Genomic DNA, 15,890 nt, shown 5'->3' on the forward strand with positions numbered 1-15,890 from the left:
ATGTGTATAGAGAGTAGCCCAGGAGGAGGAGAAGCAAGTTACTCCTGCCTATAGACTCCTAAGTATGAATAATACAGGCTAATTGCTTGTACCTAAAATGACGAAGAACCGATTTTCATCTCACGAGACGAATATTTTCATCTCACGAGACGATTTTATTTGTCTCACGAGACGGATATTTTCGTCCCACGAGATGAATATTCTCATCTCACGAGATGATTCTTTAAATATCCGTTTCTTGATAATATAGAAATAATCCCGTACTTTTGTCTAATGATAACATTCAATTTATGGCATTAAGCAAGAACCGGATCAAGTATATTCATTCGCTGGAATTAAAGAAGAACCGAAAAGCGGAAAAAGTTTTTTTGGCGGAAGGGCCTAAGCTGGTAAATGACTTATTGGAACATTTCCCATGCCGGTTTTTGGTGGCTACTACGGATTGGTTATCTCAACATCTTCATTTACCGGTGAAAGATGTCTCTGAAGTATCCGATGAAGAACTTTCCCGGGCCAGTCTATTGAAAACGCCTCAACAAGTACTTGCTGTGTTTGAACAGCCGGAATATGAAACGGATATTTCCGTAATCAATCAGTCTCTTTGCCTTGCCCTGGATGATATACAAGACCCCGGCAATTTAGGAACTATTATCCGGTTAGCAGACTGGTTTGGAATAGAGCATATCTTTTGTTCTCCGAATACTGTCGATGTCTATAATCCAAAAACAGTTCAGGCTACTATGGGTGGAATTGCCCGTGTGAAATTGCACTATACTTCCCTGCCCGTTCTGATTCGCAGTCTGGAAAACATTCCTGTTTACGGCACATTCCTCAACGGAGAAAATATGTACACACAACAATTATCATCCAATGGGTTGATTGTGATGGGTAATGAAGGTAATGGAGTAGGAAAAGAAGTAGAACAACTCATTAACCGTAAACTCTATATACCTAACTATCCGGTTGAAAGGGAAACTTCCGAATCCCTGAATGTAGCTATTGCTACGGCAGTAGTCTGTGCAGAGTTCCGTCGGCAGGCTGCATTGTTGTGAAGTTGAAAGGAAAAAACAAATAAGGTTTTAAAGTGGCAATGTGCAAGCCTTTTCGATAAGATTCCGGTATTTCTTCCAATATCAGGGACGTTTCCTGGAAAACTGAACTGTGCTTTCCTGATATTAAGTCGCCTTGTACCTCTGTTAGCAAAGCAATCACTCCGGGTAACCATTCGACCGACTCAATTTCTTCCGTTAACGGAGAGATAGCAGTCACATATCCATCCTTCGCCTCTATCATATACTGTCTTAGATAACCATAGCCGGGAAAAAAGATAAAATGCGAAGCATATCGTTTTATCATTCGGGAACCTTTTTACGGGATTGACGATTTCCGGAATTCGTGGTATCAAGCTTCCTAATCGGCTCCTTCTTAACTTCCTTGACTGCGGCAGGCTTTATTCCGGTTGGCTCTTTCTTTGTTCCGGTAGATTCATTCTTAATAATAGACTCCTTCACAGTGGGACGAGGACGAGAAATAGTACGTATAGGAGTCTTTTCATCCGCATTATTTTCTTTTAGCTCTTCCACAGGCTTAACTCCCAACTCTTCTTTAGCAGGTTCTTCCTCTTTTACCGTCTGGGTACTATCGCTCTTCGCTACGGATAGGGTATCCGTAGAATGGTAGCGCATCAATGATATATGGTCTGCCAGTAAAGTCTGACTTGCATTCTCAACCGGATAATAGATAAAACCGCGTATTTCTTTAATTTCTCCCAAAGTATCGCCGGAAAGAGAAAGACTCTTTACCCCGGAACTGTAAACTTTCAGAAGATCATCCAGTATGCTATCATTCTTATAGACAATCTGCATAGCCATAACAGGAGCATACATAGAGTCGGGCGTACCATTGTAAAAACGGAAACGCACATTCCAGCGCAGAGTATCCCTATCTTTAAAGTTCGTATCCGATGGAAGTGTGAAAGTAACTCTATTGTCCATCGGTATGCCGGATAACTGATAGATGCGCCGCCATGCCCATACATCAATACTGTCACCGGGAAGACTTTCCTTAGGTTTGTTGTCACGTATGGAAACCAGATGATTGATAACATCCCTTTCTGCCTTCAACCGTTGATTTACTTTAGTGTAGACTTTGGAAAAAGTTTCCGGATTACGCGCATACCACACCAGGGATGAGTCAAAAGTAGCTTGCGTAATTCCATACTTTTTAAATACCGATTCAACGTACAATACCTTTTTATAACCATCATTATAAGGAACTTCCTCCCCCATAGCTTTTGCCATGTGATAATCATACAAGATATTTTCCATATCAGCATCTGATATGACTATACTGGGCCGCTTTACCTGGCAACCCGCCATACAGAATACTAACAGGAATATACCATACCATTGAATTCGATACAGCCCTTTCATGGTTTCTTTATAGCATGATAAGAGTCATTCAAGTATTTACTATAGAACAATAACAAGGCAATAATACCGCAACTGATAGCAGTATCGGCAAAATTGAATATCGGACTGAAAAATATAAAATGCTCTCCACCAACAAAAGGCATCCATTGAGGCCAATTAGTATCGATTATCGGGAAATAGAACATATCCACTACTTTACCGTAAAACAAAGAAGCATATCCCCCACCTTCGGGTAGAAACGAAGCTATCTGCGAATGGGTACTTTCATTGAACAAAACTCCGTAAAATACGCTATCAACAATATTGCCCAACGCTCCTGTAAGAATAAGAGATACGCACACAATATATCCGGTTTTCATACCCCGTTTCACGATTTTCACCAAGTACCATCCTATTCCTGTTACGGCAACAATACGGAACAAGGTGAGAAACAGTTTGCCGAATATTTCCATACCAAATGCCATACCGTTATTCTCGGTAAAGTAAATATAGAACCAATCGGTAACACGGATACTGTCATGCCAATACATGTGTGTTTTGATATAGATCTTAATTATCTGGTCGATAATCAATACCGAAAAAATAACAAGCAGCGCAATGCGACCTTTTGTGAAAATTTTATTCATTCTTATTTCTTACCGCTATTTTTAGCTTCAATACTTAATGTTGCATGAGGTACGGCACGCAGACGTTCGGCAGGAATCAACTTACCGGTTTCACGGCAAATGCCATACGTTTTGTTCTCAATACGCACCAATGCTGCTTGTAATCCTTGAATAAACTTCAACTGACGTTGCGCCAAACGCGTAGTTTCTTCCTTGGACAAGGTATTGGCACCTTCTTCCAGTACTTTGTACGTAGGAGACGTATCATCGGTATCATTACCGTCAGATCCGGTTAAACTGGCTTTCAACAGGTCATAGTCACGCTGCGCCAATTCCAACTTCTCCTTAATTATAACACGGAATTCTTCCAATTCCGCGTCAGAGTATCTTGTCTTTTCTGCCATAATAAAATGAGGTTTTTTTAGTAGTAAGTAGTTAGAGTAAGTAGTTAGTAGTAAGTAGAAATACTCTGCAATTTGAATGTTTTCATTAGCAGTACATTTCTACTTACTACTAACTACTTGCTACTAACTACTATATTATTATTCTTTTATAACGCTAACATAGAGAGAAAAATCATCAAAATTGAGTTCCGTACCGTTTTTCATCTCAACCAGCGTCAATGAGGTTGCTAAAACTTGGTTGCAAATATAGCTATTATATTCATCCACAGCATCATCTGTTTGCGGATTTTTAGATAGCATAATCTTTATTTTGTCCGTTATTTCTAAACCGCTCGATTTACGAATGTTTTGAATACGGTTTACCAACTCACGGGAAATGCCTTCACGACGGAGTTCTTCGGTTAAGGTAACATCCAAAGCAACAGTCAGTTTACCTTCATTGGCAACCAACCATCCCGGAATGTCTTCACTGAAAATTTCTACGTCGATAGCTTCAATAACTACATCCGTACCATCCAACCGCAACGTATAAGATCCGTTCTTTTCCAACTCAGCAATAGCCTCTTGTGACATTTCGATTACAGCGGCAGCTACCGCTTTCATCTGTTTGCCATATTTCGGTCCCATCTTTTTGAAATCACACTTCACTTTCTTAACAAGTATGCCTGTTGCTCCATCCACGAACTTAATTTCTTTGACATTCACTTCACTCATGATAAGCGATTTTACCGCTTCGATGTGAGAGAGCTGTTCTTCGTCTACCACAGGTATCATGATACATTGCAGCGGTTGGCGTACTTTGATGTTAACCTTGCGACGCAAAGCCAATACCATTGAAGTAACGTCTTGTGCCATCTGCATACGGGCTTCCAGCTTTTTGTCTATCATTTCGGCATTACATTCCGGGAAGTTAGCCAAGTGTACAGATACCACACTATCACGTCCTGTTGCCGATATCAAATCCATATAAAGTTTGTCCGCATAGAAAGGAGCGATAGGCGCCATCAACTTAGCGACAGTTTCCAGGCATGTATAAAGTGTCTGATATGCAGACAATTTGTCTTGCGTGAACTCACCGCCCCAGAAACGTTTACGATTCAAACGGACATACCAATTGGAGAGGTTATCATTCACAAAGTCAGATATGAGGCGTCCCGCTCTGGTCGGTTCATATTCACTGTAGCATGTATCCACTTCCTTCACCAGTGTATTCAGTACCGAAAGTATCCAACGGTCAATTTCAGGACGTTCAACAGGTGCCATAGTCTCTTCATATTCAAACCCGTCTACATTGGCATAGAGAGAGAAAAAAGAGTACGTATTATATAATGTACCGAAGAATTTGCGACGTACTTCTTCGATACCCTCCACATCGAACTTCAGGTTATCCCACGGTGAAGAATTGGTAATCATATACCAACGCAGAGGATCAGACCCATATTTCTCTATAGTCATAAAAGGATCAACACCATTTCCCAGACGTTTTGACATTTTATTCCCATTCTTATCGAGCACCAATCCATTGGATATAACGGCCTTATAAGAAATAGTATCGAATACCATTGCCGCTATTGCATGCAGCGTAAAGAACCAACCACGTGTCTGGTCTACACCTTCAGCGATAAAATCGGCAGGAAATACCTGATGGCTATCAAGCAATTCCTTATTTTCAAACGGATAATGGATTTGCGCATAAGGCATGGCTCCGGAATCAAACCATACATCTATCAGATCCGCTTCGCGTTTCATTGGCTTTCCGTCTTTGGAAACAAGGATTATATCATCCACATACGGACGGTGCAGGTCGATTTGATCATAATTTTCTTCCGTGTACGTACCGGGCACGAAACCTTTGTCTTTATAAGGATTGGATTTCATGAATCCGGCAGCAACCGATTTTTCCATTTCATTATAAAGTTCTTCTACGGAACCTATGCAGATTTCCTCGCTGTTGTCTTCCGTACGCCAGATAGGTAAAGGAGTACCCCAATAACGGGAACGGCTCAGGTTCCAATCATTCAGATTTTCCAACCACTTGCCAAAACGTCCCGTACCTGTGCTTTCCGGTTTCCAGTTGATAGTCTTGTTCAATTCTATCATACGGTCTTTACATGCGGTAGAACGGATAAACCAACTATCCAACGGGTAATATAACACCGGCTTATCGGTACGCCAGCAGTGCGGATAATTGTGCACGTGCTTCTCTATTTTGAAAGCCTGATTATTTGCCTTCATCATCATACAAAGGCTTACGTCAAGCGTTTCATCCTGGTCGGTAAGAGTAGGATCGTAATCATTCTTCACGAAACGTCCTGCATATTCCTTATATAAATCTACATTGATGCGCTCTTTCACAAAGTCACCATCCAGTTCTTCCAACGGATAAAATTTACCGGTTAAGTCAACCATCGGACGGAGTTCGCCTTTCGTATTGACGAGTTGCAATGGCGGAACACCTGCCGCCTTAGCTACTTGAGCATCGTCCGCACCAAAAGTAGGAGCAATATGTACAATACCTGTACCGTCTTCTGTAGTTACATAGTCACCCGGTATTACACGGAATGCACCTTCACCGGGATTTACCCACGGTATCAGTTGCTCATACTCCATACCTATAAGATCTGCACCTTTATATTCGGCAATTACTTTGAACGGTATCAGTTTATCACCCGGTTTGTAATCCCCCAATGCAATGTCTTCCGCTTTCTTATTGAAAAGCGTATATAACAGAGCCTTTGCAAGAACAACAGTGATTTTATCTCCGGTATATGCATTATAACTTTGCACAGCTACATAATCAATTTTGGGGCCAACGCATAACGCAGTATTCGAAGGTAACGTCCAAGGCGTAGTAGTCCATGCTATAAAATAAGGAGTACCCCACTCTGCCATTTCCGGCTTCGGGTTCTTCATCTTAAATTGCGCCACAACGGTTACATCTTTCACGTCGCGGTAACAGCCGGGCTGATTTAACTCGTGCGAGCTTAAACCGGTACCTGCAGCAGGAGAGTACGGCTGTATGGTATATCCCTTATAGAGGAGATTCTTATTATAAAGTTGCTTTAATAACCACCATAAAGTCTCGATATATCGGTTGTCATAAGTGATATAAGGGTCGGTCATATCCACCCAGTATCCCATTTTATGCGTAAGTTCTTCCCATTCTTTGGTGAATTTCATTACGTCCTTACGACAGGCAGCGTTATAGTCGGCTACGGAGATTGTTTTACCGATATCTTCTTTGGTGATGCCAAGCGCCTTTTCCACACCGAGTTCAACAGGAAGCCCATGTGTATCCCAACCGGCTTTACGCTTTACCTGAAAGCCTTTCATGGTTTTATAACGGCAGAAAATATCTTTGATGGTACGAGCCATTACGTGGTGAATACCCGGCATACCGTTGGCAGAGGGTGGTCCTTCATAAAACACGAAAGAAGGACAACCTTCACGTTCTGTCATGCTCTTGGCGAAAACCTGGTTCTCGTCCCATTTCTTCAACACTTCCTCGTTTACCTTTGAGAGGTCGAATTGCGAATATTCGGCAAACTTCTTACCCATCTTTATTTTACGATTTTAACTATTTTACAATCAAGAATTGATTCACTTTATTGTATGCGAATTCAACCCTTCTCATTTTAAGGGTGCAAAGTTACAAAAAAGTTAGAAAAATGATATTAGAAACTGTTTTGATTTTCCTTTTTAAGTTTTTTATCAATTTCGGATGAATAGTAAAATTTAAAATCCGGTATCACAAAAAGATTCAATAATAAGCAAAGGTGCGACCGGAATATTCCAATCACACCTTTACATGTTTAATTATATTTGAGAAAAAGATTACTTGTTTTTTCTCCAGAGTTTGCTCATATCTTCCAGCGTCTTGCCCTTTGTTTCGGGTACCCAACGCCATACAAATACAGCAGCACCCACGCAGATAATGCCATACAGGCTATATGCGAACATCGGACTGAAGTCGTACAATGCAGGGAATGTAGAAGATACTATATAGTTGAAAATCCATTGGAATGCTACCGCAATAGCCACCGCTTTACCACGAATGGTATTCGGGAAGATTTCTGCTATCAATACCCAGCAAATCGGTCCCCATGACATCATGAAGAATGCAGCGTAAACAATTACAGAGAATACCGGAAGAACGCCCTTGATACCCATACTGTCGCACATGGCTACGGCAAATGCACCGACAGCCATACCGATAGAACCGATAATCAGCAACGGCTTGCGACCGAAACGGTCTACCGTAAAGATTGCTACAAGAGTAAATATAATGTTTACGATACCCATGATAACAGTCTGCATCATACCTCCACCTTCAGCACCTGCGCTTTCAAAAATACGTGGAGCATAATACAATACCGCATTAATACCGATTGCCTGCTGGAACACAGAAAGTAAGATACCGATAATGATAACCGCTACACCGTAAGAGAGTAATTTCTCCGTCTTTTCCTGTGCGGTAGCCTTGATTTCTGCCAGAATTTCCTTTGCCTTGTTTGTTCCATTCACCTTCTCCAAAATAGAGAATGCTTTCTCGTCCTGATGTACCAATACCAGATAACGCGGTGTCTTCGGCACGAAGAAAAGCAGGAACCCGAACAATGCAGCCGGGAAAGCCTCCGAACCAAACATATAGCGCCAGCCTGTCTGCACACTCCACATATCTGAAGCAGGATTTACAGTCAAAATACCATCTGCGCCTTTATCGAGAATAGGATTTGCATGGTCGCCCAGAATCAGGTAGTTAACAAAATAAACCACCAGCATACCGAATATAATAGCAAACTGGTTACAAGATACCAGCGTACCGCGAATATTTGAAGGGGCAATCTCAGCAATGTACATCGGACATACCGCAGATGCAAGACCTACACCGATACCACCCAATACGCGATACAGATTAAACGCGATAAGCAGATCCATATTAGGTTCACCATAATTAAAGAACAAGAATTCAGGATAGTATGAACCCAACGCAGATAAGAAGAACAACACGGATGCCAGTCTCAAAGAATTGCGTCGTCCCAAGCGGGAAGCAAAGAAACCGGAAAGAGCGCCACCGATAACACAACCGATAAGTGCACTTGAAGAAGTGATACCGTGCATCACTTTGTCATACTGAAAATCTTTAGCCATCAGAAAAAAGCCTTCCAGCCCTTTTTCCGCACCGGAGATTACTGCTGTATCGTAACCGAACAACAGTCCACCCAGAATGGCAACAGTAGTTATAGAATAAAGGTAGAGTTTACTACCATTGTTTGCATTATTCATTGATATAAAAATTAGGTTGATTGATAGGAGGAAGTGATTAGCGGAATGAGCGATTAGTGATTAGCAACAGACTAATCACTAATCACTCACCGTTAATCATTAACAGTACATATTCACGATTGCTTCATACAATTCCTGCTTACCGCTGGTTTGCTTCGGTTCGCCGTTAGCCTTCGCATAAGCTACAACATCTTCCAAAGTCAGCTTGCCATCTTCGAATTCCTTACCTTTACCACCATCGAATGATGCGTAACGGTCAGTCAACATTTTCTTGTAAGGAGATTCTTCCAGCAATTTGGCTGCGCTTTCCAAAGCACGTGCCATAGCATCCATACCTGCAATATGAGCAATGAAGATATCTTCCAGGTCAGTAGAGTTACGACGAGTCTTAGCATCGAAGTTCGTACCTCCATTACCCAAACCACCGTTACGGATAATTTGCATCATAGCTTGAATAAGATCGAAGTTGTCAATAGGGAATTGGTCAGTATCCCAACCGTTCTGGTAGTCACCGCGGTTGGCATCAATAGAACCTAACATGCCATTATCAACAGCTACAGCCAATTCATGTTCGAATGTATGACCTGCCAAAGTAGCATGGTTAACTTCAATGTTTACTTTGAAATCTTTGTCCAGCCCGTGAGCTTTCAGGAAGCCGATAACAGTTTCCGTATCCACATCATACTGATGTTTAGTCGGTTCCATCGGTTTCGGTTCAATCAGGAATGTACCGGTAAAGCCCTTAGAACGCGCATAGTCGCGAGCAATTGTCAGCATACGTGCCAAATGTTCTTTTTCACGCTTCTGATCGGTATTCAGTATAGACATGTAACCTTCACGACCACCCCAGAATACATAATTAGTACCACCCAACTCGATAGTAGCATCAATAGCGTTCTTTACCTGAACGGCAGCACGCGCTACAACATCGAAATCAGGATTGGTTGCAGCACCGTTCATATAACGTGCATGTCCGAATACATTTGCAGTACCCCACAACAGTTTGATACCTGTTTCAGCTTGTTTTTGTTTGGCATAAGCAACGATAGCTTTCAGGTTGGCTTCGTATTCTTCGATACTTGCACCTTCTGAAATGAGGTCTATATCGTGGAAGCAATAGTATTCGATACCTATCTTCTGCATGAATTCAAAACCGGCATCCATCTTGTTTTTAGCTGCTTGCAAAGCATCAGCATCACCATTCCAGGGAAATTGTTTGGTACCACCGCCAAATTGGTCGCCGCCTTCTGCACAGAGAGTGTGCCACCATGCCATAGCGAACTTCAGCCAGTCTTTCATTTTCTTACCCATAATCACCTTTTCAGCATCGTAATAACGATATGCCATAGGGTTCATACTTTCTTTACCTTCGAATTTGATTTTTCCAATACCGGGAAAATACTCTTTTGTAGTCATAATCTGAAATGTTAAAAAATTAATTATATTTTCTATTCACAATACGTTAGTGTTTATTTTGACATTGATTTCTCCAAACGATGCTTCCAGCGTGCATAAGCGTCTGCATACTCTTGACGTTTCGCCTGATTAGGTTCAATAACATCCAGTTTTTCCAATGTTGCAAATGCCTCGTTGTTATCTTTATAGATACCTGCGCCAATACCTGCGCCTTTGGCTGCACCTACGGAACCATCTGTGTCGTACAACTCGATCACTGCACCCGTTACTCCTGCCAGCGTATCGCGGAAGATGGAGCTAAGGAACATGTTCGCATGTCCGGCATGGATTTTCTGTACAGGAATACCCATACCTTCCATGATGTCGATACCATATTTAAAGGAGAATACGATGCCTTCCTGCGCTGCACGTACAATGTGATGTTTGCCATGCAGGTTGAAGTTCAACCCACGGATGGAACAGTTGATTTCTTTATTCTCAAGCATACGTTCCGCACCGTTACCGAAAGGCAGAATGCTGATACCCGCACTACCGACAGGAGCCTGCGATGCCAATACATTCATTTCATTGTAAGAAATGCCTTCGGGAGCAATTGTACGTTTCACCCACGAATTAAGGATACCCGTACCATTGATGCAAAGCAACACACCTAAGCGGGTCTGTTCATCCGTATGATTTACGTGAGCGAAAGTATTCACCCGTGATTTGGGATCGTAATTCACTTCACCGTTCACACCGTATACCACACCGGAAGTACCTGCTGTAGAAGCAATTTCACCCGGATTGAATACATTCAGCGACAAGGCATTATTTGGCTGGTCGCCTGCACGGTAAGTAATTGGTATTCCCTCTTTCAACCCTAATTCTTTTGCGGCAGCGGCATTTACGCGCCCTTGTTCCGAGAATGTTGGTTTGATGTCTGCAATCAGAGAACTGTCAAAACCATAATAATCCATCAGAAAATCAGCCACACGGTTATTCTTGAAATCCCAGAACATACCTTCGGAAAGTCCGGATACCGTAGTACAGATTTCCCCACTCAACTTCATGGCGATATAATCACCCGGAAGCATGATCTTATAAATTCTTTCGTAGACGCCTGGTTCGTTTTCTTTCATCCATGCCAGTTTAGAGGCGGTAAAATTACCCGGAGAGTTCAGCAGATGCGAAAGGCAGTTTTCTTCACCCAATGTTTCAAAAGCCTTTTGTCCGTAAGGCACAGCTCTTGAGTCACACCAGATAATGGAAGGACGCAGTACATTCTGGTCTTTGTCCACGCATACCAGTCCGTGCATCTGATAAGAGATACCGATTGCCTTGATTTCACCTGCGTTTGCGCCCGACTCATTCATTACAGCTTGTGTGGCAAGTTTCAGATTTTCCCACCAGCTTTCGGGATTTTGTTCCGCCCATCCCGGTTTTACGGCGATAATAGCCGCTTCTGTCTTCGGAAAGAAAGCGGAAGATACGCATTTGCCGGTTTCAGCGTTCACCAAACTCGCTTTTACGGACGAGCTTCCAATGTCATAACCTAATAAATACATGTTTCTAAATTTATGATATTTGATTTATTTGTTTATCGTCTTACCTTATTATATATCTTCTTGTCAAACCTATAGTAGCGTGCTGCGCGATGTGCAACCCCCTGCTGCTTTTCTTCCATTGGAACAACATACTCCATCATCGCTATTTTTTTATGGAAATTACGAACGTCTATCGGTCTGCCGTATATCAATTCGTATAAAGTACGTAGCTGCGACGCTGTAAATTTGCGGGGGAGCAAATCAAACAATGCCGACGGGTTAATCTCGACATACTGGCGGATATAGATCAGCGCCTCTTTAATTATTAAATTATGGTCGAACGCCAATGCTTTTATATCATTCATCGTCACCCAACATGCCTGGAAATCATCCAGATTCTTGCTCAGGGTACGGTCTATTTTTACCAGAGACAGATAAGCGATTGTAACAATGCGCTCCACTCTCGATTGTATGGCGCGTTCCAGCCAATGGATATCTCTCGGGTCTTTGGTGCGATTCTTAGAACCGAACGCCTTAAACTGCATCAGATTAACGGTTTTCAATCCGGTCAACTCGTTCAATACGCGCTTAGCGGCTTCGTCTAAATCCTCATCCATATAAATAAGGCTTCCGGGAAGCTTCATATCGTGGAAAACTTCACCTTTCTCTTCGCCTACACGTTTTATTAACAGAACTTTCAACTGTTCTCCGTCAAAACCAATCACTACACAGTCTACTGATATATGATTGTTAGCCAATGGGGTTCTATGTTCCGTATTTTGCATAACATACATATTTAAACGCTGCAAATATAAACAGGTTTTTCGGATATACAATCAGCGTAAAGTTAATTTTTGCTATATTATAAAGTGCTATTCTTCAAATGGATACATATCGTATATCATACAGTATCACGATACATCCTTATCATATAAAAGACAATATGTTAGTTAATCAAGAAAAGTATCTCTTATTCTTCGGGAGGATTGTACAAAACACTCTGTTTGTGTGGTGATTATCAGAAAAAGCTATACCTTTGCAGCTCTTTTTAATTAAAAACTTAATAAGAACAGACAGTATGAAAGCATTTGTATTTCCCGGTCAGGGCGCACAATTTGTAGGAATGGGAAAAGACTTGTATGAAAGTTCCGCTTTAGCAAAAGAATTATTTGAAAAGGCTAATGATATCCTGGGGTATCGCATTACGGATATCATGTTCAACGGCACTGATGAGGATTTGCGTCAGACAAAGGTAACTCAACCGGCTGTATTCCTCCACTCCGTCATTTCCGCCCTTTGCATGGGCGATGACTTCAAGCCGGAAATGACCGCCGGTCACTCATTGGGCGAATTCTCTGCTTTGGTTGCCGCCGGTGCATTGAGTTTTGAAGACGGTTTGAAGTTGGTTTACGCTCGCGCTATGGCTATGCAGAAGGCTTGCGAAGCACAACCCTCCACTATGGCCGCCATCATCGGTCTGGCTGATGAAAAAGTAGAAGAAATCTGCACTCAGGTAACCGTTGAAGGTGAAGTCTGCGTGGCTGCAAACTATAACAGTCCGGGACAGATTGTTATTTCAGGTTCTATCGAAGGCATCAATAAGGCTTGCGAACTGATGAAAGCCGCAGGAGCAAAACGAGCTTTACCGTTGAAAGTAGGCGGCGCTTTCCACTCTCCGCTGATGAATCCCGCAAAAGTAGAACTGGAAGCAGCAATCAACGCTACTGAAATCCAAACTCCGAAATGTCCGGTATATCAGAATGTAGATGCTCTGCCCCACACTGATCCGGCGGAAATCAAAAAGAACCTCGTGGCTCAGTTAACGGCATCCGTACGTTGGACGCAGACCGCAAAAAACATGGTTGCCGATGGCGCTACCGACTTCACTGAATGCGGTCCGGGTACGGTGTTGCAAGGTCTTATCAAGAAGATTGCGCCGGAAGTATCCGCTCATGGTATTGCATAATCCATTTTCAACACAGAGGCACAGAGACACAGCGTTTTTTTTCTCTGCGACGTAGCCGCCCTCTCTGTGTACTCTTGTTCAGGTTCTTTCTTTAAAGAAAAGATAAAACTCTGTGCCTCTGTACCTCTGTGTTCAAACAGAAACTATCATTCAAGGATATTCATGCGGACAAACAGATTGTTTTTTTACAAATCTGCGTAATCTGTATTATCTGCGGATGAAGAATGTTTTTATAATATGGAAAAGATAGATGAGTTCAGAAAGGCCCTTGCAGTGCCCATTTACAACCTGTCGATAGACAAGTTGGTACAGGAAATATGCCTCTATCCTGAATATCTAAAAGACATGTATCGATTAATCTCCGATGAAAACATAGTAGTTTCATGGCGGGCTATTTGGGCATGTGAGAAAGTGAGCGAAAAACATCCCGGTTGGTTTGCTCCATTGCAGGATGAGATTATCCAACGATTGCTGACCTGCCAACACGACGGTTCCAAACGGTTGTTATTATCCATATTATATAATGTACCCGTATCTACTCCCATCTCTGTAGATTTATTGAATTACTGCATAGACCACATGTTGGCTCCACAGGAAAGTATAGGCGTACAGGCTTTGGCTATCAGAATGGCCTACCAACTCTGCAAATACGAACCTGAACTTTTGCAAGAACTGCAATTGATACTGGAAAATACAGATACGGAGTTTTATTCCAGAGGAGTCAATACTACGATTCGGAATACGTTGAAGAAGATAAATAAATCAAGGTTTTCATAATATACAGATAATCAAACTAATACATTCTTTTTTTCAAGAAATGACGTATTAAGTCCTGAAATGCTTGACATCGCCTTTCGGATGTAGTATATTTGCAGAAATTTAAAGAACAAAAAATAAATAATAACCTGATTTCTTGGTAAATGGCGAAACTTATTCTTTCATTTTCAGAACTAACCGGAATGTATTTCCCCGGTTGTGCTACTCCGAAGGACGCAGTAAGATTACTGCGACACAGCACTAATTGGCGTACAAAATCAGTAACTGTTTTAGAAAGAATCGAACACCGAACATACAATCATCAATGGCTTGCTATTAAAACATTTCAGGGTGATTGTTAACAATCCGGGTGATTCTCATCCGGAATAATTACAGATAAAAAAACAGAAAAGGCGGTACTTCTTCGCAAGGAAGTACCGCCTTTTCTGTTGAAATATATTGGTTACAGGTTTTAAAGTCTCTTTTTACGCTGTTAATAAACGTCGGCCACATTCTTTAAAAACGTTACGATTATTTTTTAAAAACGAGGATTACGGTTATTAACAGGATTTGCTATTTGTTGTTATTTGTTGACAGACTAACTGTTTTATAGTAACTTATTGAAAAGCACCTGATAAATTGATTGCCAAGTGTTCTTTTATAAGTAAATTCGCAAAAATGACATGATATACTTTTTCTTAATCAACAAGAATTACATCAATAGATTTAATGAAAAGAAAACATCCTTTTTCAGATTCCCCCAGCAACTACCAAAAATGATATTGTTTACTTCATCTACAAAAAAGTCATATACCCACACATTCAATTTATATCTGGCTACTAAATTACCATCCCAATCTAATACAAGTATATTGCATCGTGGTTTCGCAGCAGCTATCCCCAATTTGTCCGGATTCAGCAAATAAATGTAGTTGTCCGTCACAACAGATTGTCCAAAGTGCCAATATCGTTCAGACGGTTTTTGGGGTACAACCTTATAATTACCAACCTCATTTTCCAGAAAAATATCATGACATAGTTCACCTTCTTTATCGTAAATACGTATGCGACGTAATTGAGAATAGACAACGACAAAAGCACTTTTATCAGGCTTCACTTGCAAGCTATGCATATAGGCCCCTTTAAAGTCTTCACGCCTCTTAAAACGCTTATCATCTTCCGGATAAGTTCCTTTCGATGTACACTGCCGCTTGTTAGTATCCATAATATGGAACTCACGCATCCCCGGAAAATCATATATATCAGGATAGATATAAACATCAGGCCGTAGTTCCTGCACTGTACCTATAGAATAAGGTACTTTGTTTGCTATCGCGAAAGAAGACGTTTGAACTAAAGAGTCATTTTCTAACTTATAGACATCAACCTTTCCCTGCTTTTCAATATACAGTTCGCTTTCTCCTATAGTTCGGGAAGCGCCTTCAGGCCCTTGTTGACGATTAATAAGATGCAATTCCGGATAAGTACCAAATAAGAATTAG

Annotated in this window: 13 protein-coding genes; 3 read left to right on the forward strand and 10 right to left on the reverse strand. The window is 41.5% G+C overall.

Translation table 11 applies throughout. The features are described 5' to 3' along the window. Nucleotides 1-290 precede the first annotated feature (290 nt). Nucleotides 291-1,052, forward strand: a complete 762-nt coding sequence (locus B2Z67_RS07660) for a TrmH family RNA methyltransferase (RefSeq protein ID WP_291529232.1) — start codon at nt 291-293, stop codon at nt 1,050-1,052. Here the strand turns inward: B2Z67_RS07660 and B2Z67_RS07665 are convergent. The 9 genes from B2Z67_RS07665 to B2Z67_RS07705 all read right to left on the reverse strand — a co-directional run bounded on the left by B2Z67_RS07665 (nt 1,003) and on the right by B2Z67_RS07705 (nt 12,451). Then, a complete protein-coding gene (locus B2Z67_RS07665; protein WP_291529243.1) occupies nt 1,003-1,353 on the reverse strand; it encodes a hypothetical protein in 351 nt (116 codons plus the stop codon). The two genes, B2Z67_RS07660 and B2Z67_RS07665, sit on opposite strands and share 50 nt — an antisense overlap. After that, nucleotides 1,353-2,432 (reverse strand): DUF4296 domain-containing protein, encoded by a 1,080-nt coding sequence (locus tag B2Z67_RS07670; RefSeq protein WP_414630790.1) that lies wholly within the window; start codon nt 2,430-2,432, stop codon nt 1,353-1,355. The genes B2Z67_RS07665 and B2Z67_RS07670 overlap by 1 nt, the downstream gene beginning before the upstream one ends. After that, nucleotides 2,429-3,058 carry a lipoprotein signal peptidase gene (locus B2Z67_RS07675; protein WP_291529233.1) on the reverse strand — a complete coding sequence of 210 codons (630 nt, stop codon included), beginning with the start codon at nt 3,056-3,058 and terminating at the stop codon, nt 2,429-2,431. Before B2Z67_RS07675 ends, B2Z67_RS07670 begins: the two co-directional genes overlap by 4 nt. 2 nt (nt 3,059-3,060) lie before the next feature. Then, a complete protein-coding gene (locus B2Z67_RS07680; protein ID WP_291529234.1) occupies nt 3,061-3,441 on the reverse strand; it encodes a TraR/DksA family transcriptional regulator in 381 nt (126 codons plus the stop codon). Nucleotides 3,442-3,579: 138 nt separating this feature from the next. Further along, a complete protein-coding gene (gene ileS, locus B2Z67_RS07685; protein ID WP_291529235.1) occupies nt 3,580-6,999 on the reverse strand; it encodes an isoleucine--tRNA ligase in 3,420 nt (1,139 codons plus the stop codon). A 276-nt stretch (nt 7,000-7,275) separates the two neighbouring features. Next, a complete protein-coding gene (gene xylE / locus B2Z67_RS07690) occupies nt 7,276-8,727 on the reverse strand; it encodes a D-xylose transporter XylE (protein ID WP_291529236.1) in 1,452 nt (483 codons plus the stop codon). 99 nt (nt 8,728-8,826) lie between these two features. Continuing rightward, the gene (xylA, locus tag B2Z67_RS07695) at nt 8,827-10,143 is read right to left on the reverse strand and encodes a xylose isomerase (RefSeq protein ID WP_291529237.1); all 1,317 of its coding nucleotides are present in this window, start codon (nt 10,141-10,143) and stop codon (nt 8,827-8,829) included. 53 nt (nt 10,144-10,196) lie between these two features. After that, nucleotides 10,197-11,687 (reverse strand): xylulokinase, encoded by a 1,491-nt coding sequence (locus B2Z67_RS07700; RefSeq protein ID WP_291529238.1) that lies wholly within the window; start codon nt 11,685-11,687, stop codon nt 10,197-10,199. A gap of 32 nt (nt 11,688-11,719) precedes the next feature. Continuing rightward, entirely contained in the window at nt 11,720-12,451 is a 732-nt protein-coding gene (locus tag B2Z67_RS07705; RefSeq protein WP_291529239.1) for an NUDIX hydrolase, read from the reverse strand. 293 nt (nt 12,452-12,744) lie between these two features. Here B2Z67_RS07705 and fabD point away from each other — a divergent pair, with 293 nt between their 5' ends. Beyond that, nucleotides 12,745-13,632: an ACP S-malonyltransferase gene (gene fabD, locus B2Z67_RS07710; RefSeq protein WP_291529240.1), complete on the forward strand. Its 888-nt coding sequence runs from the start codon at nt 12,745-12,747 to the stop codon at nt 13,630-13,632. A gap of 237 nt (nt 13,633-13,869) precedes the next feature. After that, on the forward strand, nt 13,870-14,409 hold the full coding sequence (locus tag B2Z67_RS07715) for a hypothetical protein (protein WP_291529241.1): 540 nt from the start codon (nt 13,870-13,872) through the stop codon (nt 14,407-14,409). A gap of 691 nt (nt 14,410-15,100) precedes the next feature. On the opposite strand, the gene B2Z67_RS07720 is transcribed toward B2Z67_RS07715, so the two are convergent. Continuing rightward, the gene (locus B2Z67_RS07720; protein WP_291529242.1) at nt 15,101-15,862 is read right to left on the reverse strand and encodes a hypothetical protein; all 762 of its coding nucleotides are present in this window, start codon (nt 15,860-15,862) and stop codon (nt 15,101-15,103) included. Nucleotides 15,863-15,890: the final 28 nt, after the last annotated feature.

The sequence above is a fragment of the Bacteroides sp. UBA939 genome, from assembly GCF_002293435.1.
GTDB lineage: Bacteria > Bacteroidota > Bacteroidia > Bacteroidales > Bacteroidaceae > Bacteroides.